This is a genomic window from Pseudomonas sp. p21 (genome assembly GCF_001642705.1).
Taxonomy (GTDB): domain Bacteria; phylum Pseudomonadota; class Gammaproteobacteria; order Pseudomonadales; family Pseudomonadaceae; genus Aquipseudomonas.
The window spans coordinates 154,880-176,223 of the sequence record NZ_LWBV01000003.1; the positions used below are offsets into that span (position 1 = coordinate 154,880).

General features: G+C 63.1%; 23 protein-coding genes and 1 tRNA gene. 16 read left to right on the forward strand and 8 right to left on the reverse strand.

All coding sequences use genetic code 11. From position 1 onward, the window contains the following. The first annotated feature begins 45 nt into the window (after window positions 1–45). The gene (locus tag A4C63_RS10230; RefSeq protein ID WP_063912568.1) at window positions 46–951 is read left to right on the forward strand and encodes a LysR family transcriptional regulator; all 906 of its coding nucleotides are present in this window, start codon (window positions 46–48) and stop codon (window positions 949–951) included. 700 nt (window positions 952–1,651) lie between these two features. Next, window positions 1,652–2,230 carry a cysteine hydrolase family protein gene (locus tag A4C63_RS10235; RefSeq protein WP_063912569.1) on the forward strand — a complete coding sequence of 193 codons (579 nt, stop codon included), beginning with the start codon at window positions 1,652–1,654 and terminating at the stop codon, window positions 2,228–2,230. On the opposite strand, the gene A4C63_RS10240 is transcribed toward A4C63_RS10235, so the two are convergent. Next, window positions 2,215–2,568: an SH3 domain-containing protein gene (locus tag A4C63_RS10240; protein ID WP_063912570.1), complete on the reverse strand. Its 354-nt coding sequence runs from the start codon at window positions 2,566–2,568 to the stop codon at window positions 2,215–2,217. The genes A4C63_RS10235 and A4C63_RS10240 overlap by 16 nt on opposite strands. Window positions 2,569–2,775: 207 nt before the next feature. Between A4C63_RS10240 and A4C63_RS10245 the strand changes: the two genes are divergently transcribed. The 3 genes from A4C63_RS10245 to A4C63_RS10255 all read left to right on the forward strand — a co-directional run bounded on the left by A4C63_RS10245 (window position 2,776) and on the right by A4C63_RS10255 (window position 5,018). Continuing rightward, a complete protein-coding gene (locus A4C63_RS10245; protein WP_063912571.1) occupies window positions 2,776–3,819 on the forward strand; it encodes an alpha/beta fold hydrolase in 1,044 nt (347 codons plus the stop codon). A 293-nt stretch (window positions 3,820–4,112) separates the two neighbouring features. Next, complete coding sequence (locus tag A4C63_RS10250; RefSeq protein ID WP_063912572.1) at window positions 4,113–4,298, forward strand: hypothetical protein; 186 nt, start codon at window positions 4,113–4,115, stop codon at window positions 4,296–4,298. Between the two features lie 336 nt (window positions 4,299–4,634). Further along, on the forward strand, window positions 4,635–5,018 hold the full coding sequence (locus A4C63_RS10255; protein WP_063912573.1) for a hypothetical protein: 384 nt from the start codon (window positions 4,635–4,637) through the stop codon (window positions 5,016–5,018). Between the two features lie 213 nt (window positions 5,019–5,231). On the opposite strand, the gene A4C63_RS10260 is transcribed toward A4C63_RS10255, so the two are convergent. Continuing rightward, window positions 5,232–5,319 (reverse strand) — tRNA-Ser (locus A4C63_RS10260). Between the two features lie 134 nt (window positions 5,320–5,453). Between A4C63_RS10260 and A4C63_RS10265 the strand changes: the two genes are divergently transcribed. The 8 genes from A4C63_RS10265 (at window position 5,454) to A4C63_RS10300 (ending at window position 11,349) form a co-directional block, all read left to right on the forward strand. Further along, window positions 5,454–6,125 carry a Bax inhibitor-1/YccA family protein gene (locus tag A4C63_RS10265; RefSeq protein WP_003251184.1) on the forward strand — a complete coding sequence of 224 codons (672 nt, stop codon included), beginning with the start codon at window positions 5,454–5,456 and terminating at the stop codon, window positions 6,123–6,125. A 225-nt stretch (window positions 6,126–6,350) separates the two neighbouring features. Further along, window positions 6,351–7,730 carry a nucleobase:cation symporter-2 family protein gene (locus A4C63_RS10270; RefSeq protein ID WP_063912574.1) on the forward strand — a complete coding sequence of 460 codons (1,380 nt, stop codon included), beginning with the start codon at window positions 6,351–6,353 and terminating at the stop codon, window positions 7,728–7,730. A gap of 184 nt (window positions 7,731–7,914) precedes the next feature. Further along, window positions 7,915–8,307, forward strand: a complete 393-nt coding sequence (gene tusD / locus A4C63_RS10275; RefSeq protein ID WP_063912575.1) for a sulfurtransferase complex subunit TusD — start codon at window positions 7,915–7,917, stop codon at window positions 8,305–8,307. 1 nt (window position 8,308) lies between these two features. After that, window positions 8,309–8,668, forward strand: coding sequence for a sulfurtransferase complex subunit TusC (tusC, locus tag A4C63_RS10280; RefSeq protein WP_063912576.1), 360 nt, complete (start codon window positions 8,309–8,311; stop codon window positions 8,666–8,668). Further along, entirely contained in the window at window positions 8,668–8,964 is a 297-nt protein-coding gene (gene tusB, locus A4C63_RS10285; protein WP_063912577.1) for a sulfurtransferase complex subunit TusB, read from the forward strand. Before tusC ends, tusB begins: the two co-directional genes overlap by 1 nt. Beyond that, window positions 8,961–9,296 (forward strand): TusE/DsrC/DsvC family sulfur relay protein, encoded by a 336-nt coding sequence (locus tag A4C63_RS10290; RefSeq protein WP_025339766.1) that lies wholly within the window; start codon window positions 8,961–8,963, stop codon window positions 9,294–9,296. The genes tusB and A4C63_RS10290 overlap by 4 nt, the downstream gene beginning before the upstream one ends. Beyond that, on the forward strand, window positions 9,293–10,297 hold the full coding sequence (locus tag A4C63_RS10295; protein ID WP_063912578.1) for a glycosyl transferase family protein: 1,005 nt from the start codon (window positions 9,293–9,295) through the stop codon (window positions 10,295–10,297). Before A4C63_RS10290 ends, A4C63_RS10295 begins: the two co-directional genes overlap by 4 nt. 92 nt (window positions 10,298–10,389) lie before the next feature. Beyond that, the gene (locus tag A4C63_RS10300) at window positions 10,390–11,349 is read left to right on the forward strand and encodes a glutathione S-transferase family protein (protein ID WP_063912579.1); all 960 of its coding nucleotides are present in this window, start codon (window positions 10,390–10,392) and stop codon (window positions 11,347–11,349) included. Window positions 11,350–11,467: 118 nt separating this feature from the next. On the opposite strand, the gene cysG is transcribed toward A4C63_RS10300, so the two are convergent. From cysG to A4C63_RS10330, 6 genes are all read right to left on the reverse strand, one after another. Continuing rightward, a complete protein-coding gene (gene cysG, locus A4C63_RS10305; RefSeq protein WP_063912580.1) occupies window positions 11,468–12,859 on the reverse strand; it encodes a siroheme synthase CysG in 1,392 nt (463 codons plus the stop codon). Then, a complete protein-coding gene (serS, locus tag A4C63_RS10310; protein ID WP_025339770.1) occupies window positions 12,860–14,140 on the reverse strand; it encodes a serine--tRNA ligase in 1,281 nt (426 codons plus the stop codon). It abuts the gene before it with no gap. A 30-nt stretch (window positions 14,141–14,170) separates the two neighbouring features. Further along, the gene (gene crcB, locus A4C63_RS10315) at window positions 14,171–14,545 is read right to left on the reverse strand and encodes a fluoride efflux transporter CrcB (protein WP_063912581.1); all 375 of its coding nucleotides are present in this window, start codon (window positions 14,543–14,545) and stop codon (window positions 14,171–14,173) included. After that, window positions 14,542–15,867 (reverse strand): replication-associated recombination protein A, encoded by a 1,326-nt coding sequence (locus A4C63_RS10320; RefSeq protein WP_013973284.1) that lies wholly within the window; start codon window positions 15,865–15,867, stop codon window positions 14,542–14,544. The genes crcB and A4C63_RS10320 overlap by 4 nt, the downstream gene beginning before the upstream one ends. Window positions 15,868–15,879: 12 nt before the next feature. Then, entirely contained in the window at window positions 15,880–16,515 is a 636-nt protein-coding gene (lolA, locus tag A4C63_RS10325) for an outer membrane lipoprotein chaperone LolA (RefSeq protein ID WP_063912582.1), read from the reverse strand. 62 nt (window positions 16,516–16,577) lie between these two features. Further along, on the reverse strand, window positions 16,578–19,130 hold the full coding sequence (locus A4C63_RS10330) for a DNA translocase FtsK (RefSeq protein WP_370464222.1): 2,553 nt from the start codon (window positions 19,128–19,130) through the stop codon (window positions 16,578–16,580). 384 nt (window positions 19,131–19,514) lie between these two features. Between A4C63_RS10330 and aat the strand changes: the two genes are divergently transcribed. The 3 genes from aat (at window position 19,515) to infA (ending at window position 21,282) form a co-directional block, all read left to right on the forward strand. Then, the gene (gene aat / locus A4C63_RS10335; RefSeq protein ID WP_063912584.1) at window positions 19,515–20,195 is read left to right on the forward strand and encodes a leucyl/phenylalanyl-tRNA--protein transferase; all 681 of its coding nucleotides are present in this window, start codon (window positions 19,515–19,517) and stop codon (window positions 20,193–20,195) included. A 58-nt stretch (window positions 20,196–20,253) separates the two neighbouring features. After that, window positions 20,254–20,961 carry an arginyltransferase gene (locus tag A4C63_RS10340; protein WP_063913066.1) on the forward strand — a complete coding sequence of 236 codons (708 nt, stop codon included), beginning with the start codon at window positions 20,254–20,256 and terminating at the stop codon, window positions 20,959–20,961. Between the two features lie 102 nt (window positions 20,962–21,063). Beyond that, window positions 21,064–21,282, forward strand: a complete 219-nt coding sequence (gene infA / locus A4C63_RS10345; protein WP_002553999.1) for a translation initiation factor IF-1 — start codon at window positions 21,064–21,066, stop codon at window positions 21,280–21,282. Window positions 21,283–21,344: the final 62 nt, after the last annotated feature.

A 21,344-nucleotide genomic window follows, 5' to 3' on the forward strand; every position in this document is an offset into this window, starting at 1 on the left:
TGTGTTGAAATGCCATATTGCGAAAACTGCAACGAGGAGCAGGCAATGGCATTGGACATGCTGCGGGAAATCCAGGCGTTCGTCAGCGTGGCGCACAAGCGCAGCTTCGTTGCCGCCGCCCGCGCCCTGGGGCGCTCCCCCAGCGCAGTAACCCGCGCGGTACAAACCCTGGAAGACAACGCCGGGAGCAAACTGCTCAACCGCAACGCCAACGCCGTGACCCTGACCGAAGCCGGCGAGCGCCTGCTGCCCCATGCCGAACGCTTGCTGGATGTGCAACGTGATGCCGCCGACGAACTGGCCGCGCTCAGCGGCAGTGCACAAGGCTGGATCCGCTTCGCCGTACCGCAGGTGCTGGGTGAGCATGTGCTGCCCCAGGTGCTTGCCGAGTTTTCCCGCTGCCACCCCCAGGTAACCCTGGACGTGCAATACAGCGACGGGGCCCTGGACCCGTTGCAGGGCAAGTTCGATTTCGTGGTGCGCGGCGCCTTTCCGCAGTCGAGCGAGCTGATCGGCTACCCGCTGTGGGATTACCGGCGCCACCTGTATGCGAGCCCTGAATACCTGGCCCTGGCCGGCACGCCACAACAACCGGAGGACCTCGAAGGCCACGCGCTGATCCTGCACACCGCCCCGCGCATCCTCAAGGCCTGGCATTTCTGCCGCGACGGCCAGATCACCAGCCTGCGCCCCAGGCCCAGGCTGCGCCTGGACTCAGGCGACGCGGTGTACCACAGCACCCTGGCCGGTGCCGGCATCGCCCGCCTGGCCGCCTGGGTTGGCGAAGCGCAGGTCAAGGCCGGGCGGCTGGTGCGGGTTTGCCCGCAATACCGCCTGACCTCCAGCAACGGCCAGGACCCGCAGATGCATGCCGTGTACCCCGCCGGCGAGCTGCCGGCGCGGGTGCGCGACCTGCTGGCGGCCCTACGCCGCGCCGGCCTGGCCTACTGAAACAACCCCCTGAAACGGCTGTTCAAATTCTGCTCAATTTAACAGAGCCCGCCGTGGGCCTGGCTTGCAGCACTTTATCCACAGACCTACCCACGTTTTTTGTGGACAGATTTCCCAGTGCAAAGAATGACTTATCGTACAAATCGGTAGGGTGAATCGGCCAACAATGAAGAGGAATGGGCCCGCCCGCAGGACAGGCAGGCCGCGGGGAATTTGGATGATGAACGTCAGCTTGGCGGAATGGTGCCAAGAATACCAATCAGAATGGTCAGCAGCAGAAAACCACCCAGGAATAGCGCAAGCTTGCCCATTGGAACCTCTACAAGTGTGATGCGGGAATGGACATATTGTCGGGCGTGGGCTGATACGGTTACAGATTCAGGTTTGTGGAAAAAAAGCGGATCAGATGCAGCGGCGCCGATTTTTTGTGGGAGCGGGCGTGTCGAGGCGTCGAACCGCCGCGAACACCGGCGGAGCCGGTGCCAGGCACCGCGTTGGATGCTTCGCGGGCACGCCCGCTCCCACACGGCACGCGGACCGCTTGCGCACTGAGTTCTCTGCGCGACAGCGCGGCCCAAAGGGCTGGGCCATCTCCCACAAGAGCAACGCACCAGCCCCTTACGCGTGACAGTAATTTTTGCAGTCATCCACGCTGTGCTAGGGTCAAGCGCCCGAACCTGCCAAGGAGTGCCATCCCGTCATGACCGCGTTCACGACCAACGCTGCCCTGTTGTTGATTGACCTTCAGGTTGGCATCCACCACCCGCGTCTAGGCCGGCGCAACAACCCCGAGGCCGAACTGCGTATAGCCGAGCTGCTGGCTGCGTGGCGTCAGTCAGGGCGCCCGGTGATCCATGTGCGCCACCTGTCCCGCTCGGTGGACTCGGTGTTCTGGCCGGGCCAGTCCGGTTGCGAATTCCAGCCCGCATTCACCCCGCTGGCCAGCGAAACCGTGTTCGACAAACATGTGCCCGATGCCTTCGCCAACTCCGGCCTGGAGCGCTGGTTGCACGCGCGCAGCATCAACGAGCTGGTCATCACCGGAGTAATTACCAACAATTCCGTGGAATCCAGCGCACGCTCGGCGGGCAATCTCGGTTTCGATGTGGTGGTAGTAGAGGATGCCTGCTTCACCTTTGACCAGCACGACCTGCAAGGCCGGCTTTGGCCCGCGGAGGATGTACATGCGCTGTCATTGAGCAACCTGGCTCTGGATTACGCGCGCATCCTGCGCACGGAGCAGGTACTGGCCGGAGGCGCGCTTCAGGACAGCCGCTGAAGCTTCTGCGCAGGCAACCAGCCAAACTCGTCATCGCCATGGCGCCGACACCAGACCCAGCCATTGAGCGGGCGCACCATCTGCACCAACTGCCCTGGGTCGGCATCCAGTTCATGCGCCGAATAGTGGTCCAGCGCCCTGCCCTTGCACACGCTGAGGCGCTCGATCAATTGGGCCGGCACCCAGCCCGGCTCCTGGCCGGCGCAGGTGCACAGGTACCAGTCCTGCCAGCCTGGCTCGCCCTCGTAGCGCGGGCCGATGTCCAGCAGAGTGCCCTTGGCGAAGCGGATGGGCCGCGGGTACTCACTGCGATGAGGTGCTATCACGACGTAATGCATGGGCCTCTCCCTGCCCAGGAAACCTATCGATCGTAGCAGAAGCGGCAAAACCCGCTGCCACCCGGTATTTGTATCTTCATGTGTACAAATTGAGACCTGATACACAACAACGTTTCCTGCAGGCTGCGCGGACACATCCTCGATACAGCCGTCATCTTTACTGGCCCCCATCAACCCGTACCGATGGCCTCGCCAAGGAGATGCCCGATGTCTGCCCGCCACTCGACCACCACCCTGCCACACCGCTTCAGCCGTACACTGCTCGTCTGTGCCCTGCTGCCACTTGGCCTGCTGGCGGCGAACATCGCCACGGCTGCACCACAGCAGCTCCAGCCAGCCGCCACAGCGGCAGATGACTTCGGCCCGCTGAAACACGTCAACGCTGGCGTGCTCGATGTGGCCTACGTAGAGCAAGGCCCGGCCGACGGCCCGGTGGTGATCCTGCTGCATGGCTGGCCGTACGACATTCACAGTTTCGAACAAGTTGCACCCGCCCTGGCAGCAAAAGGCTACCGGGTGCTAGTGCCCTACGTACGTGGTTACGGCCAAACCCGCTTCCTGTCTGCAGCAACCCCACGCAACGCCCAGCCCGCGGCGCTGGCCAGCGATGTGATCGCCTTCATGGACGCGCTGCATATCCAGCGCGCCGTGCTCGCCGGCTTCGACTGGGGCGCACGCACCGCCGACATCGTCTCGGCACTGTGGCCGGAGCGGGTGAAGGCACTGGTGTCGGTCAGCGGCTACCTGATCAGCAGCCAGGAAGCCGCCAAGGCCCCCCTGCCCCCCAGCGCCGAGTTGCAGTGGTGGTACCAGTACTACTTCGCCACCGCGCGCGGCCAGGCCGGCTATGACAAGAACCGCCATGCCTTCGCCAAGCTGATCTGGCAAACCGCCTCGCCCAAGTGGGCCTTCGACGACGCCACCTTCGAGCGTAGCGCCAAGGCCCTGGACAACCCCGACCAGGTGGCGATTACCGTGCACAACTACCGCTGGCGGCTGGGCCTGGCCCAGGGCGAAACACGCTACGACCCGCTCGAGGCCAAGCTGGCCAGTTTCCCCAGCATCGGCGTACCGACCATCACCCTGGAAGGCGACGCCAACGGCGCCCCGCACCCGCCGGCCGAAGCCTATGCGCAGCGCTTTACCGGCAAGTACGAGTACCGGCTGATCAGCGGCGGCGTCGGCCACAACCTGCCGCAGGAAGCGCCGCAAGCGTTCACCCAGGCAGTGGTGGATGCGGATCACCTTTAGTTTTCGGGGCAGCAATTGCTACATAAGATTTCGAAAAGCACGACACGCCTTCGATTGAGCCGCGTTGAAGGTGGGCATTGCCGAAACTGCTTGTTCCCAGCTACTACGCGGTGTTGAGCCCGGTTTGAAAGACATGTCTTGAAACGTAGCTTGTAGGATCTTTTACCGCGCAATGTAGGAAGAATCGATGCAGTGGGCTTTGCCTGTATGAAACATCAGTTTCTCCAGCAAATTCCAGCTGCTACGGTCCAGTTTTCCTACAACGGCACGGAGGCCTACAGCATGAGAAAAGCATGGACCCGTTCAATGCCTCGGCCCTGAAACTGCAGAAAAATTTGCTTAACCTGCGCCTTGAGCGCGATCGCCTGAGAAGGGAGGGCAAGGACAAGGAAGCGGACGAACTCGCGGCACCGATCGAGCGGATAGAGGCGGCTATTCGGCAATTACCGGATGACATGAAGCCAGTGACCCTGCAATAGAACCTGTGGGAGCGGGCATGCCCGCGAAGAATGCAACACGGTGCATGACACCGGCTGCGCCGGTGTTCGCGGCTGAAGCCGCTCCCACAGGTACAGGGCAGACCTCAAGCTTTACGCAGCTCCTGCAGAACATTACCCACCTCCGCGCTGGGTCACTGATCGTGAACATCAACGTCCGCGGTTTTGTGGGTGACGGGATCTACCTCTTCTACTAGGATGCCCACGTCTGCATCATCCCGGAGAACACCAGGCACAAGGATCGGCTCATCCGCCTGGACGTAACCTGTATCCAGGCCCTGCAGCAGTATTCACCCATTACATCTATCGGGATCACCAGTGTCACGTATCAAAAAGCTTGGTGTTTTTATCATTCTGCTCGTTGGTTTCGGCTATGCAGCTGTCGAATGGAAGAGGCACGCAGACTTTGAAAAGACCGGGGAGGACCTGGTCCGCCAGCTGGGCTCACAAATCGTTACCAATCTTGGGCAGATGAACGCCACTTGCAGGTCCGTGGCCAGGATTGGCTCGGTCGCCCTTGATTCTGAAGGGCTGCTTGGCATGAAGGGATCGGCCGTTCTGTACATTACCGGGAAGAACGACAGCGCTATTTCCATTAACTACCGCATGGAAACGGTGGGAGACAAGGTTTGGGTCCGGCCTACGGATCAGATTTCCGCGCAGTTGTCAGTGATGCAATTTGGCTTGAGAGGCTGCGGCTAGCGCTCAGTAGCAAGCGAGGAGCCCGCTTCGGCGGGCTTTTTCGTGCCTGTCAGAATGGGATGACGCCAAGGAGGAAGTTGGAGCCTTGGCGAAACCGACCAAGCAAGAAGTATCGGAAGCGCTTGCGAAACAATCCATTCCCACGGACGTTCCCAAGGATGGTTTCTATGCCCCAAAAACGCAAAAAGCCCTGAATAATCAGGGCTTTGAATATGGCGGAAGCGTAGAGATTCGAACTCTAGGATAGTTGCCCATCGACGGTTTTCAAGACCGTTGCCTTAAACCACTCGGCCACGCTTCCAGCTCGTTTTGCGGCCGCCATCATACCGTAATGAAACAAGCTGTCAAACTCTCTGTGTCGCGGGTTGTGGGAGCTCTGATAGACTCCTAGCATCTGAACGTTTTAAAACCACAGGTTTACCAAGGAGTGTCGCCATGCGCGAACAGGATTACGCCGTACACCACGGCCAGCAGGTCGAGCAGCAGGAGATCAGCAAGGTCCTGCGCAACACGTACAGCCTGCTGGCACTTACCCTTGCCTTCAGCGGTGTCATGGCCTTCGTGGCCCAGCAGATGCGCGTCGGCTACCCGAACGTGTTCGTGGTGCTGATCGGCTTCTACGGGCTGTTCTTCCTTACCAACAAACTGCGTGACTCGGCCTGGGGCCTGGTCTCTACCTTCGCCCTAACCGGCTTCATGGGCTTCATCCTCGGCCCTATCCTCAACCGTTACCTGGGCATGGCCGGTGGCGCCGAGGTGGTCAGCTCGGCGTTTGCCATGACTGCGCTGGTGTTCGGTGGTCTGTCGGCCTATGTGCTGATCACCCGCAAGGACATGAGCTTCCTCAGCGGCTTCATCACTGCGGGCTTCTTTGTCCTGCTGGGTGCTGTCGTGGCCAGCTTCTTCTTCCAGATTAGCGGCCTGCAACTGGCGATCAGCGCTGGCTTCGTACTGTTCTCGTCGGTCTGCATCCTGTTCCAGACCAGCGCGATCATTCATGGTGGCGAGCGTAACTACATCATGGCGACCATCAGCCTGTATGTGTCGATCTACAACCTGTTTGTCAGCCTGCTGCAACTGTTTGGCATCATGGGTCGTGATGACTGATTGATTGCTGCGTGAGAAAGCCCGCTTCGGCGGGCTTTTTTGTGGGAGCGGGCATGCCCGCTCCCACAGGTGGGTTTCTTGGCAGGCAGCACTCAATAACTGACCATAAGGTCAGATAACAAGGCGAATGGTCGTCGATCATGCCGCCATCGTGCTTTGCTCTACCCCAATCCGCCATCACCCCGTAGAATGCGCTCCTTTTTTCTTCCGGGGCAGCTTTCTGCAATGAGCTCACATGAACACAGCCCAGGCGCGGCGGCGCCTGCCAATGAACTGGTGCTGGGTCTGGAGGACAAGCCAAGGCTGTTGATCGGCCTGCTGGCTGCCCTGCAGCACCTGCTGGCGATCATCGTGCCGATCGTCACCCCTGGACTGCTGATTTGCCAGGCGCTAGGTGTTTCCGCACGTGATACCAACCTGATCGTTTCCATGTCGCTGGTCATCTCGGGGATCGCCACCTTCGTCCAGTGCAAACGCTTCGGGCCGTTCGGCGCCGGGCTGCTGATCGTCCAGGGCACCAGCTTCAACTTCGTCGGCCCGCTGATTGCCGGCGGGGCGCTGATGGTCAAGCAAGGTACGCCGGTAGAGGGCGTGATGGCAGCCATCTTTGGTGTGGTAATCGCCGGCTCGTTCGTCGAAATGGGCGTGTCGCGCATCCTGCCCTTCGTCAAACGCCTGATTACCCCGCTGGTAACCGGCATCGTGGTGCTGATGATCGGCCTGACCCTGATCAAGGTCGGCCTGATCAGCATGGGTGGTGGCTTCGGCGCCATGGCCAATGGCACCTTCGCCAATGGCGAGAACCTGCTGCTGTCGGGCGTGGTGCTGGCGATCATCGTCATCCTCAACCGCATCCCGGTGGTGTGGATGCGCAGCTGCGCCATCGTTATCGCCCTGGCAGTCGGCTATGCGCTGGCCGGCTACCTGGGCCGCCTGGACTTTACCGGCATGCACGAAGCCGCGCTGTTCCAGGTGCCGACGCCGCTGCACTTTGGTCTGGGCTTCTCCTGGGCGCTGTTCATTCCGATGCTGGTGATCTACCTGGTGACTTCGCTGGAAGCCATTGGTGACGTTACCGCCACCAGCAAGGTGTCGCGCCAGCCGGTCGAAGGACCGGTGTGGATGCAGCGGATCAAGGGCGGTGTGCTGGTCAACGGGGCCAACTCGCTGTTGGCCGGTTTGTTCAACACCTTCCCGAGCTCGATCTTTGCCCAGAACAACGGGGTGATTCAGTTGACCGGGATCGCCAGCCGCCATATCGGCCTGTGGATAGCCTTGATGCTGGTGCTGCTGGGCCTGTTCCCGAGCGTTGCCGGGGTGATCCAGGCAGTGCCGGAACCCGTGCTGGGTGGTGCGGCCATGGTCATGTTCGGTGCAGTTGCGGCGTCAGGGATCAATATCCTGGCCAGCACGCGGCTGGACCGTCGCGCCCTACTGATTATCGCTGTGTCCCTGGCCTTGGGCCTGGGTGTGGCGCAGGTGCCGGAGTTCCTGGCGCACATGCCGGCGGCGATTCGCAATGTGCTGGAGTCGGGCGTGGCTACCGGGGGTATCTGTGCCCTGGTGTTGAACTGGTTCTTGCCGGAGGGCAAGGAACAGGCTTGAGCCTGGAGTCCTTCTGTCAGGGCCATGGGGCTGCTTTGCAGCCCGTCGCGACACAAGGCCGCACCTACACGAGGCCGCGTAGACCTGAAGATTGGTGCAAGACAGAAAGCCCGCCCCGCCATGCACAAGCGGGCGCGGGCTTTTTTGCTTTATCATGGCACCATTCCTTTTGCATGAGTTATCCATGAAATTCGCTATCGCGGTGTTCTCCCCGGCCCATGCGCCCTCCTCGCGGCGCGCCTTGCGCTACGCCGAGGCGGTGCTGGCTGGCGGGCATGAGATTGCCCGACTGTTCTTCTATCAGGACGGGGTACACAGTGCCTCGGCCAACGTGGTCGCCCCCCAGGATGAGCTGGATGTGGCCGGACAATGGCGCGCCTTCATCGAGACCAACCAGCTGGACGCAGTGGTATGCATCGCCGCCGCCCTGCGCCGTGGCGTGCTCGACGAGGCCGAGGCCAATCGCTACCAGCGCCCGGCCGTGAACCTGCCCAAGCCTTGGGAGCTGTCGGGGCTTGGCCAGTTGCATGAGGCAGCGCAGGTTGCCGATCGCCTTGTCTGCTTTGGAGGCGACTGAAATGGCCAAATCCTTGTTAATCATCAGCCGCCAGGCACCCTGGAACGGCCCATCGGCCCGTGAGGCGCTGGACATCGCCCTGGCTGGCGGCGCGTTCGATTTGCCGCTGGGCATGCTGTTCCTCGATGACGGCGTATTCCAGCTCGCTGCGGACCAGCAGCCCACCGCCGTGCAACAGAAGAACCTGGCCGCCAACCTGCAAGCGCTGCCAATGTTCGGCGTCGAAGACCTGTTCGCTTGCAGCCACAGCCTCGCACGGCGCGGCCTGGCAGCCGACACCCTGGCGCTGCCGGTGCAAGTGCTGGACGACGCGGCCCTGGCCGCACTGATCGCCCGTTTCGACCAGGTGGTAACGCTCTGATGACGACCCTGCATGTAATTGCCCATTCCCCGTTTGGCGACGAGCGCCTGGCCAGCTGCCTGCGCCTGCTCGGTACCGACGACGCCCTGCTGCTGTGCGGCGATGCGGTGTATGCCCTGCGCAGCGGCAGCGAGCCGCACCGCCAGTTGCAAGCCGCCGGCCTGGCTCAGCGCCTGTTCGCCCTGGAAGAAGACGTGCAGGCCCGCGCGGTCGGCAACGAACTGGCCAAGGCCTTGGACTACGCCGGGTTCGTCGAACTGTCGCTGCATTACGACAAGGTCAACAGCTGGCTATGAATACCCTCAACGTTGGCGATCAGGCGATCGCCCTGGACAAGGACGGCTTCCTGGTCGACCTGCAAGACTGGTCCCATGCCGCCGCCGAGGCCTTGGCCGCACGCGAGGGCATCCCGCTGACGGCGGACCACTGGGAAATCCTTGAACTGCTGCGCCAGTTCTACCAGGAATACCAGCTGTCCCCGGCCACGCGCCCGCTGATCAAGTACACGGCCCTCAAGCTGGGCCCGGACAAGGGCAACAGCCCGCACCTTAACCGCCTGTTCAACGGCACTCCCGCCAAACTGGCCGCCAAGCTGGCGGGCCTGCCCAAGCCGACCAACTGCATATGACAGCACCTCGCCCGCTTACCCTGGAAACCCCCGCCGAACATCCGTTCGCCGAATTTGTGCGCATTCTCGGCAAAGGCAAGCGCGGCGCGCGCGGCCTGACCCGTGAAGAAGCCCGCGTGGCCATGACCCTGCTGCTGGAAGACAAGGTCGAAGACACCCAACTCGGTGCCTTCCTCATGCTGCTGCGGCACAAGGAAGAAAGCGCCGAAGAACTGGCCGGCTTCACCGAAGCCCTGCGCGCGCATCTGCAGGCACCGCGCATCGCCGTGGACCTGGACTGGCCCACTTACGCCGGCAAGAAGCGCCACCTGCCCTGGTACCTGCTGGCTGCCAAATGCCTGGCCAACAATGGCGTGCGCATCCTGATGCACGGTGGCGGTGCACACACCGCCGGGCGCCTGTACACCGAGCAGTTGCTGTCCTTGCTGGACATCCCGCTGTGCCGTGACTGGGCTGCCGTCAGCCAGGCCCTGGACCAGCAGCGCCTGGCCTTCTTCCCGCTGCAGGACTGGGCGCCGCAGTTGCAGCGCATGATCGACCTGCGCAACACCCTGGGCCTGCGGTCGCCCATCCATTCGCTGGCCCGGGTGCTCAACCCGCTGGCTGCGCGCTGTGGCCTGCAGAGCATCTTCCACCCCGGTTACCAGGCGGTGCACCGTGAGGCCAGCCGCCTGCTGGGCGACCATGCCGTGGTGATCAAGGGTGATGGCGGCGAGATCGAGGTCAACCCCGATGTCATCAGCCACCTGTACGGCACCACTGCCGGCGAAGCCTGGGACGAGGAATGGCCAGCACTGAGCGAACGCCGCCACGTGAAGCCGCCAAGCCTGCAGCCCGAGCAATTGCTGGCGGCCTGGCGCGGCGAGGCCGAGGACAGCTACGGTGAAATGGCCGTGGTCGCGACCATGGCGTTGGCCCTGCGCGGGCTGGGCCAGGACCGTGAGCAGGCTTTCGCCACGGCGCGTGGTTACTGGAGCGCACGGAACCAATCGAATAACTAGATACTAAGGGGGCATTCTTTGCGCTAGTTATTCGAACGATTTCCCCTAGACTGGGCTCCAACGACAAACAACTTTGTTCCGAGGAGCTCACCATGGGCCTTTTGATCGACGGCCGCTGGCATGACCAGTGGTATGAAAACGGCAAGGACGGCACGTTCAAGCGCGAAAATGCCCAACGCCGCAATCAGCTGCCCGCTCCCGAAGCCGGCCGTTACCATCTGTACGTCTCGCTGGCTTGCCCATGGGCGCACCGCACCCTGATCTTCCGTGCCCTCAAGGGCCTGGAGCCCCTGATCGACGTATCTGTGGTCAGCTGGCTGATGCAGGACCATGGCTGGACTTTCGACCAGCAGCAAGGCTCCAGCGGCGACCACCTCGATGCACTGCAGTACCTGCACCAGCGCTATACCCAGGATGACCCGCACTACACCGGCCGCGTGACTGTACCCGTGCTGTGGGACAAGAAAGAGAAACGCATCGTCAACAACGAGTCGTCGGAGATCATCCGCATCTTCAACAGCGCGTTCAATGAACTGACCGGCAATACGCTGGACCTGTACCCAGAGCCGCTGCGCCCGACCATCGATGCGCTGAACGAGCGCATCTACCCGGCGGTGAACAACGGTGTGTATCGCGCAGGCTTTGCCACTACGCAGGAAGCCTACGAGGCTGCCTTTGATGAAGTGTTCAACGAACTGGACTACCTGGAAGACTTGCTCAGCCGCAATCGCTACCTGGCCGGGGAATACCTGACCGAGGCCGATGTGCGCCTGTTCACCACCTTGGTGCGCTTCGATGCGGTGTACCATGGGCACTTCAAGTGCAACCTGCGCCGCCTGAGCGATTATCACAACCTGTCGAACTGGCTGCGCGAGCTGTACCAGTGGCCGGGGGTGGCGGGTACGGTGGACATGGAGCATATCCAGAAGCACTACTACATGAGCCACAAGACCATCAACCCGAACGGGATCGTGCCCAAGGGGCCGCTGCAGGACTTCAACCTGGCGCATGATCGGGAGCGGTTGGCAGGCAAGGGAATCTGGCAGGCTTGAGATTGTCGGGGCTGCTTTGCAGCCCATTCGCAGCACAAGGCTGCTCCTACAGGAAACAGCGATCTCCTGTAGGAGCAGCCTTGTGCTGCGAATGGGTCGCAAAGCGGCCCTAATGATTTCAGCTGTTCTGCGAGCCTTCGAACCACGCCAGCTTGTCACGCAACTGCACCACTTCCCCAACAATCACCAGGGTCGGCGCATGCACTTCATGCTGGGCCACCAGGTCCGGCAAATCCGCCAGGGTGCCGGTGAACACCCGCTGATTACGCGTAGTCCCCTGCTGCACCAGCGCCGCCGGGGTACTGGCCGCACGGCCGTGGCGAATCAGCTCGGCACAGATGGTCGGCAAACCCACCAAGCCCATGTAGAACACCAGGGTCTGCGCTGGCGCCACCAGATCATTCCAAGGCAGGTTGCTGGTGCCATCCTTCAGGTGCCCGGTCACGAAACGCACCGACTGGGCATAGTCGCGGTGAGTCAGCGGAATGCCACCATAGGCGGAGCACCCACTGGCCGCGGTAATGCCCGGTACCACCTGGAACGGGATGCCATGCTCGGCCAGCTCTTCGATCTCTTCGCCACCCCGGCCGAAGATGAACGGGTCGCCGCCCTTCAGGCGCAGCACACGCTTGCCCTGCCGGGCCAGATCGACCAGCAGGCGGTTGATCTGGTCCTGCGGCACGGCATGGTCGGCACGGCGCTTGCCCACGTAGATACGCTCGGCATCGCGCCGGCACATCTCGATGATCGCCGGTGCCACCAAACGGTCGTACAGCACCACATCGGCCTGCTGCATCAGGCGCAAGGCGCGGAAGGTCAGCAAGTCCGGATCGCCCGGGCCCGCACCCACCAGGTACACCTCACCCCCCTGCTGCACCGGTGCACCGTCGACCATCGCCTGCAACAGGCGCTCGGCCTCGGCGCCCTGCCCGGCCAGCTGGCGCTCGGCAATCGGCCCCTGGAACACGGTTTCCCAGAAGCCGCGGCGCTGGTTGACGTCCGGGTACAAGGCCTTGACCTTGTCGCGGAAGCGCGCGGCCAGGCCGGCCAGTTCGCCGTAAGCGGACGGGATCCAGGCCTCCAGCTTGGCGCGAATCAAGCGCGCCAGCACCGGGGCATCGCCGCCACTGGACACCGCCACCACCAACGGTGAACGGTCGACGATCGCCGGGAAGATCACCGTGCACAGGGCCGGCGCATCCACCACATTGACCGGCAGGCTCAGCGCCTGCGCATCCGCCGACACCTGGGCATTGAGCCCAGGGTCGTCGGTGGCCGCGATCACCAGCCGGCAACCGACCAGGTCGGCCGCCTGATAACCACGCACCAGCACCTCGCCGCCACCTTCCCGGGCAAGCGTTGCCAATTGGCCGTCGACATCCGGTGCCACCACCCGCAGCGCGGCGCCGGCATCGGCCAGCAGGCGCGCCTTGCGCAAGGCGATCTCACCGCCGCCAACGACCAGCACGCGGCCGCCCTGCAGCTTGTGGAACAGCGGCAGGTAATCCATTTAGCGGATGACCTCGACGCCGCCCATGTATGGTTTGAGCACTTCCGGCACACGGATCGAACCGTCGGCCTGCTGGTAGTTTTCCAGCACGGCTACCAGGGTACGGCCTACGGCCAGGCCGGAGCCGTTGAGGGTGTGCACCAGCTCTGGCTTGCCGGTTTCCGGGTTACGCCAGCGGGCCTGCATGCGGCGCGCCTGGAAGTCGCCGCAGTTGGAGCACGAGCTGATTTCGCGGTACTTGTCCTGGCTGGGTACCCATACTTCCAGGTCGTAGGTCTTCACCGCGCCAAAGCCCATGTCGCCGGTGCACAGGGCCAGCACGCGGTACGGCAGCTCCAGCAGCTGCAGCACGCGCTCGGCGTTGGCGGTCAGGCCTTCCAGCGCTTCCATCGACTTGGACGGCTCGACGACCTGCACCATCTCGACCTTGTCGAACTGGTGCTGGCGGATCATGCCGCGGGTGTCTCGGCCCGAAGCACCGGCTTCACTGCGGAAGCACGGGGTGTGGGCGACCAGCTTCAGTGGCAGCTGCTTGGCGTCGAGGATTTCACCGGCCACCAGGTTGGTCAGCGACACTTCGGCGGTCGGGATCAGGTAGAAGTCGGCCTCGCCTTCGCGGCTGATCTTGAACAGGTCTTCCTCGAACTTCGGCAGCTGGCCGGTACCCTGCAGGGCCGGAGCCTGCACCAGGTACGGGGTGTAGTGCTCCTCGTAGCCGTGCTCGCCGGTGTGCAGGTTGATCATGAACTGCGCCAGGGCGCGGTGCAGGCGGGCGATCGGGCCACGCAGTACGGCAAAGCGCGCACCAGACAGCTTGGCGGCGGCTTCGAAGTCCAGGCCACCGCTGACTTCGCCGAGGGCGACGTGGTCCTTGATTTCGAAGTCGAAGGCCTTCGGTGTGCCCCAACGGCGCACTTCGACGTTGTCGTCTTCACTGGCACCGACCGGTACGCTGGCGTCCGGCAGGTTGGGGATGGTCAGCAGGATGCCGTCCAGTTCGGCCTGGATGCCGTCCAGTTCGGTCTTGCCGGCAGCCAGTTCATTGGCCATGCGCTCGACGTCGGCCATCAGCGGCGCAATGTCTTCGCCCTTGGCCTTGGCCTGGCCGATGGACTTGGAACGGGCGTTACGCTCGGCCTGCAGCTGCTCGGTGCGGGTCTGCACCGCCTTGCGGCGCTCTTCCAGTGATTCGATGCGCGCGACATCCAGGCTGAAGCCACGGGAGGCCAGGCGATCCGCCACTTCCTGAAGTTGGCCGCGTAACAGTTTGGAATCGAGCATATCGTTCTCTCGTTATGTGTAGGTGTTGGTTCAGAATCGGGTCAGGGACAGGCCGGCCCAGGTCGCGAGCAGCCCGCCCACCACGCTGATACCGGTATAACCCAAAGCCAGGGGCACTTGCCCGCTTTCCAGCAGGCGTACGGTATCCAGCGAAAAGGAGGAAAAAGTCGTCAGGCCGCCGAGGAAGCCGACGATCAGCCCGGCGCGCAGCTCGACCGGCACGATCGGCTTGTGCAGGAACAGGCCATAGAGCAGGCCGATCAGCAGGCAGCCAACCAGGTTGACCACCAGCGTACCGAGATAGAAGTGCCGTGGCCAGTGGGCAGCCACCCAGTTGGTGGTAGCAAAGCGCAACAAAGTACCGGCAATACCGCCCGCACTGACGGCGGCAATCAGTGCAATCACGGTTTTCTCCGCTGGCGGGGGCTGTTGCGGTCAAGGTCGGCCAGGTGGCGCAGCTTCTCGCCAATCTTCAGTTCCAGGCCACGGGGCACCGGCTGGTAGTACTGGCGCGGCTCGAGCTCCTCGGGGAAGTAATCTTCACCAGCGGCATAGGCGTCGGGCTCGTCGTGGGCATAGCGGTATTCGTCGCCATAGCCCAGCTGCTTCATCAGCTTGGTCGGGGCGTTGCGCAGGTGCAGCGGCACCTCCAGCGAGCCATGCTCGGCGGCCTCGCGCAGGGCGGTCTTGAAGCCCATGTACACCGCGTTGCTCTTCGGTGCACAAGCGAGGTAGGTGATGGCCTGGGCCACCGCCAGCTCACCCTCGGGGCTGCCCAGACGCTCTTGCACATCCCAGGCCGCCAGGCACAGGCTGAGCGCGCGCGGGTCGGCATTGCCGATGTCTTCGCTGGCCATGCGCACCACGCGGCGGGCGATGTACAGCGGGTCGCAGCCGCCGTCGAGCATGCGCGCGAACCAGTACAGGGCGCCATCGGGGTTGGAGCCGCGCACCGACTTGTGCAGCGCGGAAATCTGGTCGTAGAACGCCTCGCCGCCCTTGTCGAAGCGGCGGCGGCTGTCACCGAGCAGGCTCTGCAGCATCTCGACGTCGATCTCGCTGCCGTCTTCAGCCAGGTCCGAGGCGTTCTCGAGGAAGTTGAGCATGCGCCGGCCATCGCCATCGGCGGCAGCCATCAGCATCTTGAAAGCGTCATCGCCGACCCGCAGGTTGCGCTTGCCCAGGCCGCGCTCTTCAGTCAGCGCGCGGTTGACCAGCTTGCGCAACGCCGCCTCGTCCAGGCTCTTGAGCACATACACTCGCGCCCGCGACAGCAGTGCATTGTTCAGCTCGAACGACGGGTTTTCGGTGGTGGCGCCAATGAACAGCAGGGTGCCGTCTTCCACATAGGGCAGGAAGGCATCCTGCTGCGACTTGTTGAAGCGGTGCACTTCGTCGACGAACAGGATGGTACGCCGGCCGTACTGGCCAGCCTGCTGCTTGGCCACCTCGACCGCCTGGCGAATTTCCTTCACCCCGGCCAGCACCGCCGACACCGTTTCGAAGTGCGCATCGCAGAACTGCGCCAGCAACCGCGCAAGGGTGGTCTTGCCCACCCCCGGCGGCCCCCAGAAGATCATCGAGTGCAGCGCACCCTGCTCCAGCGCCTCGCGCAGCGGTTTGCCGCGCGCCAGCAGGTGCTCCTGGCCAACGTACTCGTCCAGGTTGGACGGGCGCAGACGGGCGGCCAGGGGCTGGGCGACGGGTTCGCTTCGAAACAGGTCCATGGCGAGCTCTGGTTACTCCTTGATGACGTCCGCGCCTTTGGGGATGTCGAACTTGAACTTGCTGTCCGGCACCGCCTGGTTGGCCTTCACGCCATTGAACAGGATGTTGGTGCGCTGGCCGACGCTGTCGATCAGTTGCATGTCGTTGATCAGGCCCTTGCGGAACGACACGCGCAGCGAATCGAACAGGGTGTCCTTGGTTTTCGGCTTGAGGGTGAAGTCCATCACTTCGCCCTGCTCCTTCGAGCTGATGTCGAAGCTCTGGCTGATCTTCGACACGTCACCGGACAGCAGCAGCGCCGGGGTCTGGTTCAGGCGCACGTCGAGCTTCTTGATGGTGGCCTGCTCCAGGTCCGGATCCCACAGGGTGACGTTCTTGCCGTCGGACACCACCACCTGCTCCTGCGGCGCATCGGTGTGCCAGTAGAACAGGCCCGGGCGCTTGACGGTCATCTTGCCGGAAGTTTCCTGCAGGCTGGTGCCGCCGGCGTCCAGGGTCAGCTGGGAGAAGTTCGCCTCGATGGTCTGCGACTTTTCCAGCAATTGGGTCAGGCGTTGTACGTCTTGCTCACCGGCATAAGCCGATACGGTGGCCGACACAGAAGCCGCGGCCAGGGCAGAAACCAACAGCATGCGAATCGCGCGCATGGGAATCCTCATCGAGCATTGAAAAGGCCGGACGCCACCGTTGGCGCCCGGCAAGGTGTTCATCAGTCGCGCGGGCCACCCGGGGCAATCACTTCCCGCGAGCCGTTGCTGTTCATGGGGGTGACCACGCCGGCCATTTCCATGGCTTCGATCATGCGGGCGGCGCGGTTGTAGCCGATCTTCAGTTTGCGCTGCACGGCCGAAATGGACGCGCGGCGGCTTTCCAGCACGAACTGCACGGCCTCATCATACAGGGCGTCGCTTTCCGAATCTTCGCCATCGCCACCGCCGCCGCCGCCTTCGAAGCCGCTGCCGGCCTCTTCGACGCCGTTGAGGATGTCGTCGTTGTAGTCCGGGGCGCCGCGCAGCTTCCACGCTTCCACCACGCGGTGTACCTCGTCGTCGGAGACGAACGCGCCGTGCACACGAATCGGCAGGCTGGTGCCCGGCGGCATGTACAGCATGTCACCGTGGCCCAGCAGCTGCTCGGCACCACCCTGGTCGATGATGGTCCGCGAGTCGATCTTGCTCGACACCTGGAACGCCATGCGGGTCGGGATGTTGGCCTTGATCAGGCCGGTAATCACGTCCACCGACGGGCGCTGGGTGGCGAGGATCAGGTGGATACCGGCCGCCCGTGCCTTCTGGGCGATACGGGCGATCAGCTCTTCGACCTTCTTGCCGACGATCATCATCATGTCGGCAAATTCGTCGACCACCACCACGATGGTCGGCAGGGTTTTCAGCGCAGGCGGCTCGTCGTCCATGCTCTCGCGGCGGTACAGCGGGTCATGGATGATCTCGCCGGCTTCCTGGGCGTCCTTGATCTTGCGGTTGAAGCCGGCCAGGTTACGCACGCCCATGGCCGCCATCAGCTTGTAGCGCCGCTCCATTTCGGCCACGCTCCAGCGCAGGGCGTTGGCGGCGTCCTTCATGTCGGTGACCACCGGGCACAGCAAGTGCGGGATGCCTTCGTAGATCGACAGTTCGAGCATTTTCGGGTCGATCATGATCAGCCGCGCGTCTTCCGGGCTGGACTTGAACAGGATCGACAGGATCATCGCGTTCACACCCACCGACTTACCGGAACCGGTGGTACCGGCCACCAGCAGGTGCGGCATCTTGGCCAGGTCGGTGATCACCGGCTTGCCGCCGATGTCGTGGCCCAGGGCCAGGGTGACCGGCGACTTCTGCTCGTCGTACTGCGGCGTGGCCAGCACTTCGGAGAAGCGCACCATCTGCCGGTTTTCGTTGGGGATCTCGATACCCACGGTGGTTTTGCCGGGGATGACCTCGACCACACGCACACTGGTCACTGCCAGCGAACGCGCCAGGTCCTTGGCCAGGTTGGCGATGCGGCTGACCTTCACGCCGGCGGCCGGCTGGATTTCGTAACGGGTAATCACCGGGCCCGGGTGGATCGAGTCCACCGCCACTTCAACGCCAAATTCCTTGAGCTTGATTTCCAGCAGTTGGCCGACACCGGCCAGGGACTCTGGCGAGTACTCGATTTTTTTCTGTTCGGCCGGGTCGAGGATGGAGATCGACGGCAAGGTGCCTTCCACCGCACTGTCGACGAACAGCGGCGCCTGCTTCTCCTTCATTACCCGCTTGCTTGGCTCCGGCGCCTTGGCGGGTGCAGGCGGCACGATCATCGGGGCCGCGGCAGGTTGTTCGCGGGAGATTATCGGCTCACGTGGTGCCAGCGACTCGCGTGGTACCACAGGCTCGCGTGACAGGGTGGGCTCACGTGGCTCGGCTGGCTGGACCGGTGCCTCTTCGCGCTTGAAGATGCGCTCGCGCAGCGCCGGTTTGGCCGGTTCACGCTTGTCGGCAGCCATCGGCGCGGCCTTGACCACCACCGGTTCATCCTCGCGCAGCTGCGCCTCCAGGCGCTTGCGCTCGTTGCGTGCTTCCCACCAACGGTTGGCGGCACCCTGCACCAGCTCGAACAGGTCGAGGGTGATCTTGCCGGTCAGGTCCATCACCTTGAACCACGACAGGTCGGTGAATACGGTCAGGCCGAACAGGAACAAGGCAATGAACATCAGCGTGCTGCCCTGCACGTTCAGCAGGTTGCGCGCCAGGTCACCCAGGCTTTCGCCCAGTGCGCCCCCGGCGGAGAACGGCATGCTCGCCGGCGGGTGGAAATGGATATGCGCCAGCGCAGCACCAGACAGCACCAGGAACACCAGGCCGATCAGCCGCCAGGAGAACAGCCAGCCGCTCCAGTCCCAGGGCTGGTGGCGTTCGCGGAAGATCTGCCAGGTCTTTATCGCCAGCAGCAGCGGGAAGATGTAGGCGAAGTAACCCAGCACCATGAACAGAATGTCGGCGAAGTAGGCACCGGCACGCCCGGCAGCGTTCTGCACCTGGTCGACGTTGCTGGTGTGGCTGAAGCCCGGGTCCGACGTGTCGTAGGTCAGCAGCGCCATCCACAGGTACAGGCACAGGGCGCCGACAGCGATCAACGCACCTTCCTTGAGGCGATAATGCAGCTGCTGCCGCCACAGGGGGACGGGCAAGGGAGCTGGAGTTGCGGTGGATTTCTTCAAAACGCGTCTATTCCTGCGCGTGCTGCGCGTCCAATAGTGATCGGCCGACGGTGCGGCCAATGAACCACTACTTTTAACATTACTGCCCGCCCACTGCCATGACGGCGCGCCGTAAGGCGCTTGAGTGGGGGCGACTTTCGTATGACTGCAATTTGAGCACGCATTGTCTTCTGTGACAAAGGCTTATGCTGTGTTTTTGCACAGGTGTGACAGCAAATGTAGCGGATGGTGCCTGCGGTTTCATGAATGTGTAGGAAATTGCCTATTTTCATCGCCTGTGCTGGCCTCTTCGCCGGCGCACCCGCGCCCACAGGTCATGTGCACACCCTGAAGCCTGCGGGGAACCTGTGGGAGCGGGCATGCCCGCGAAGCAGCCAAAGAGATTGACCCTGCTTTTCACCCGCGCCATGCTGCCCTCTCCCCTCCCCCACCGCACGATAGACCATGCTCACCTGGCTGACCCGCGACTCGCTTGCCTTCCCGCCCCTGGAAAAGGCCCTGCACGACCCCAACGGCCTGCTCGCCGCCGGCGGCGACCTGAGCCCCGAGCGCCTGGTTCAGGCCTATCGCCACGGCTGCTTCCCGTGGTATCAGGACGGCCAGCCGATCCTCTGGTGGTCACCCGACCCGCGCACGGTTCTGCTCCCGGACCAACTGCACGTGTCTCGCTCGTTGGCCAAGCTGATGCGCCAGGGCCGTTACCAGGTCAGCTTCGACACCGACTTCGCCGCCGTCATCGCCGCCTGCGCCGCGCCACGCGACTACGCCGACGGCACCTGGATCACCGACACCATGCGCGCTGCCTATTGCGAGCTGCACCGGCGCGGCATCGCCCATTCGGTGGAGGTACGCCAGGACGACGAGCTGGTCGGCGGCCTGTACGGCCTGGCCATGGGCCAACTGTTCTTCGGCGAATCGATGTTCAGCCGCGCCGACAACGCCTCCAAGGTCGGCTTCGTGACCCTGGTCAACCACCTGCGCCAGGCCGGTTTCGTCCTCATCGACTGCCAGATGCCGACCAACCACCTGCACAGCCTGGGTGCCCACGCCATCAGCCGCGCCGAGTTCGCCGGCTACCTGGCTCGCCACCTCGACCAGCCCAACAGCGCCACATGGGTTCCCTAGGCGAGTTCCCATAGCTGGCTTACACTTAAAGCAAAGTCTCACCGAGGGGGGGTTGATCATGACAGAGTTGGCGCGGTTGAAGTTCTATGCCACTCAGCCCCACTCCTGCAGCTACCTGCCCGACGAACAGGCAACCACGCTGTTCCTCGACCCCAGCCAGCCGATGGACGTGCACGTGTACGCCGACTTGTCGGAAATGGGCTTTCGCCGCAGTGGCGACCACCTGTACCGCCCGCACTGCCAGAACTGCAATGCCTGCGTGCCGGCGCGCATCCCGGCGGCGCGCTTCATCCCCAACCGCCAGCAGCGGCGCATCCTCAAGCGCAACGCCGACCTGACCGTGACCGCGGCACGCCCGGCGTTCAAGGAAGAATACTTCGAGCTGTACCGGCGCTATATCGAAACGCGCCACGCCGACGGTGACATGTACCCGCCCAGCCGCGACCAGTTTTCCACCTTCCTGGTGCGCGACCTGCCGTTCTGCTGGTTCTACGAGTTCCGCCTGGAAGGCCGCTTGATGGCGGTAGCGGTGTGCGACCTGCTGCCCAACGGCCTGTCGGCTGTGTACACCTTCTACGAGCCGGACGAAGAACGCCGCAGCCTGGGCCGCTTCGCCATCCTCTGGCAGATCACCGAAGCCCTGCGCCAGAACCTGGAGGCGGTTTACCTGGGTTACTGGATCAAGAACTGCAAGAAAATGAACTACAAGACGCAGTATCGGCCCATCGAACTGTTGATAAATCAGCGCTGGGTCACCCTCAACTGAAAGGCATTGGCTTGACACACAGTTTTCGGGCATAATCCACGCCACTTTTTTGCCCGGTGCGGTTATGCGTCGGGCCAACACTGGATCCGAGGGCTCTACTGCATGTCGAAAGAAGACAGCTTCGAAATGGAAGGTACTGTCGTCGACACCCTGCCCAACACCATGTTCCGCGTGGAGTTGGAAAACGGGCACGTCGTAACCGCGCACATCTCCGGAAAGATGCGCAAGAACTACATCCGTATTCTCACTGGCGACAAGGTCCGCGTCGAGCTGACGCCCTACGACCTGAGCAAGGGCCGCATCACCTACCGTGCGCGCTAAGCTCAAGCCATGAAAAAGCCCGGCCATGTGCCGGGCTTTTTTGTGCCTGTCAGATTGCAGGG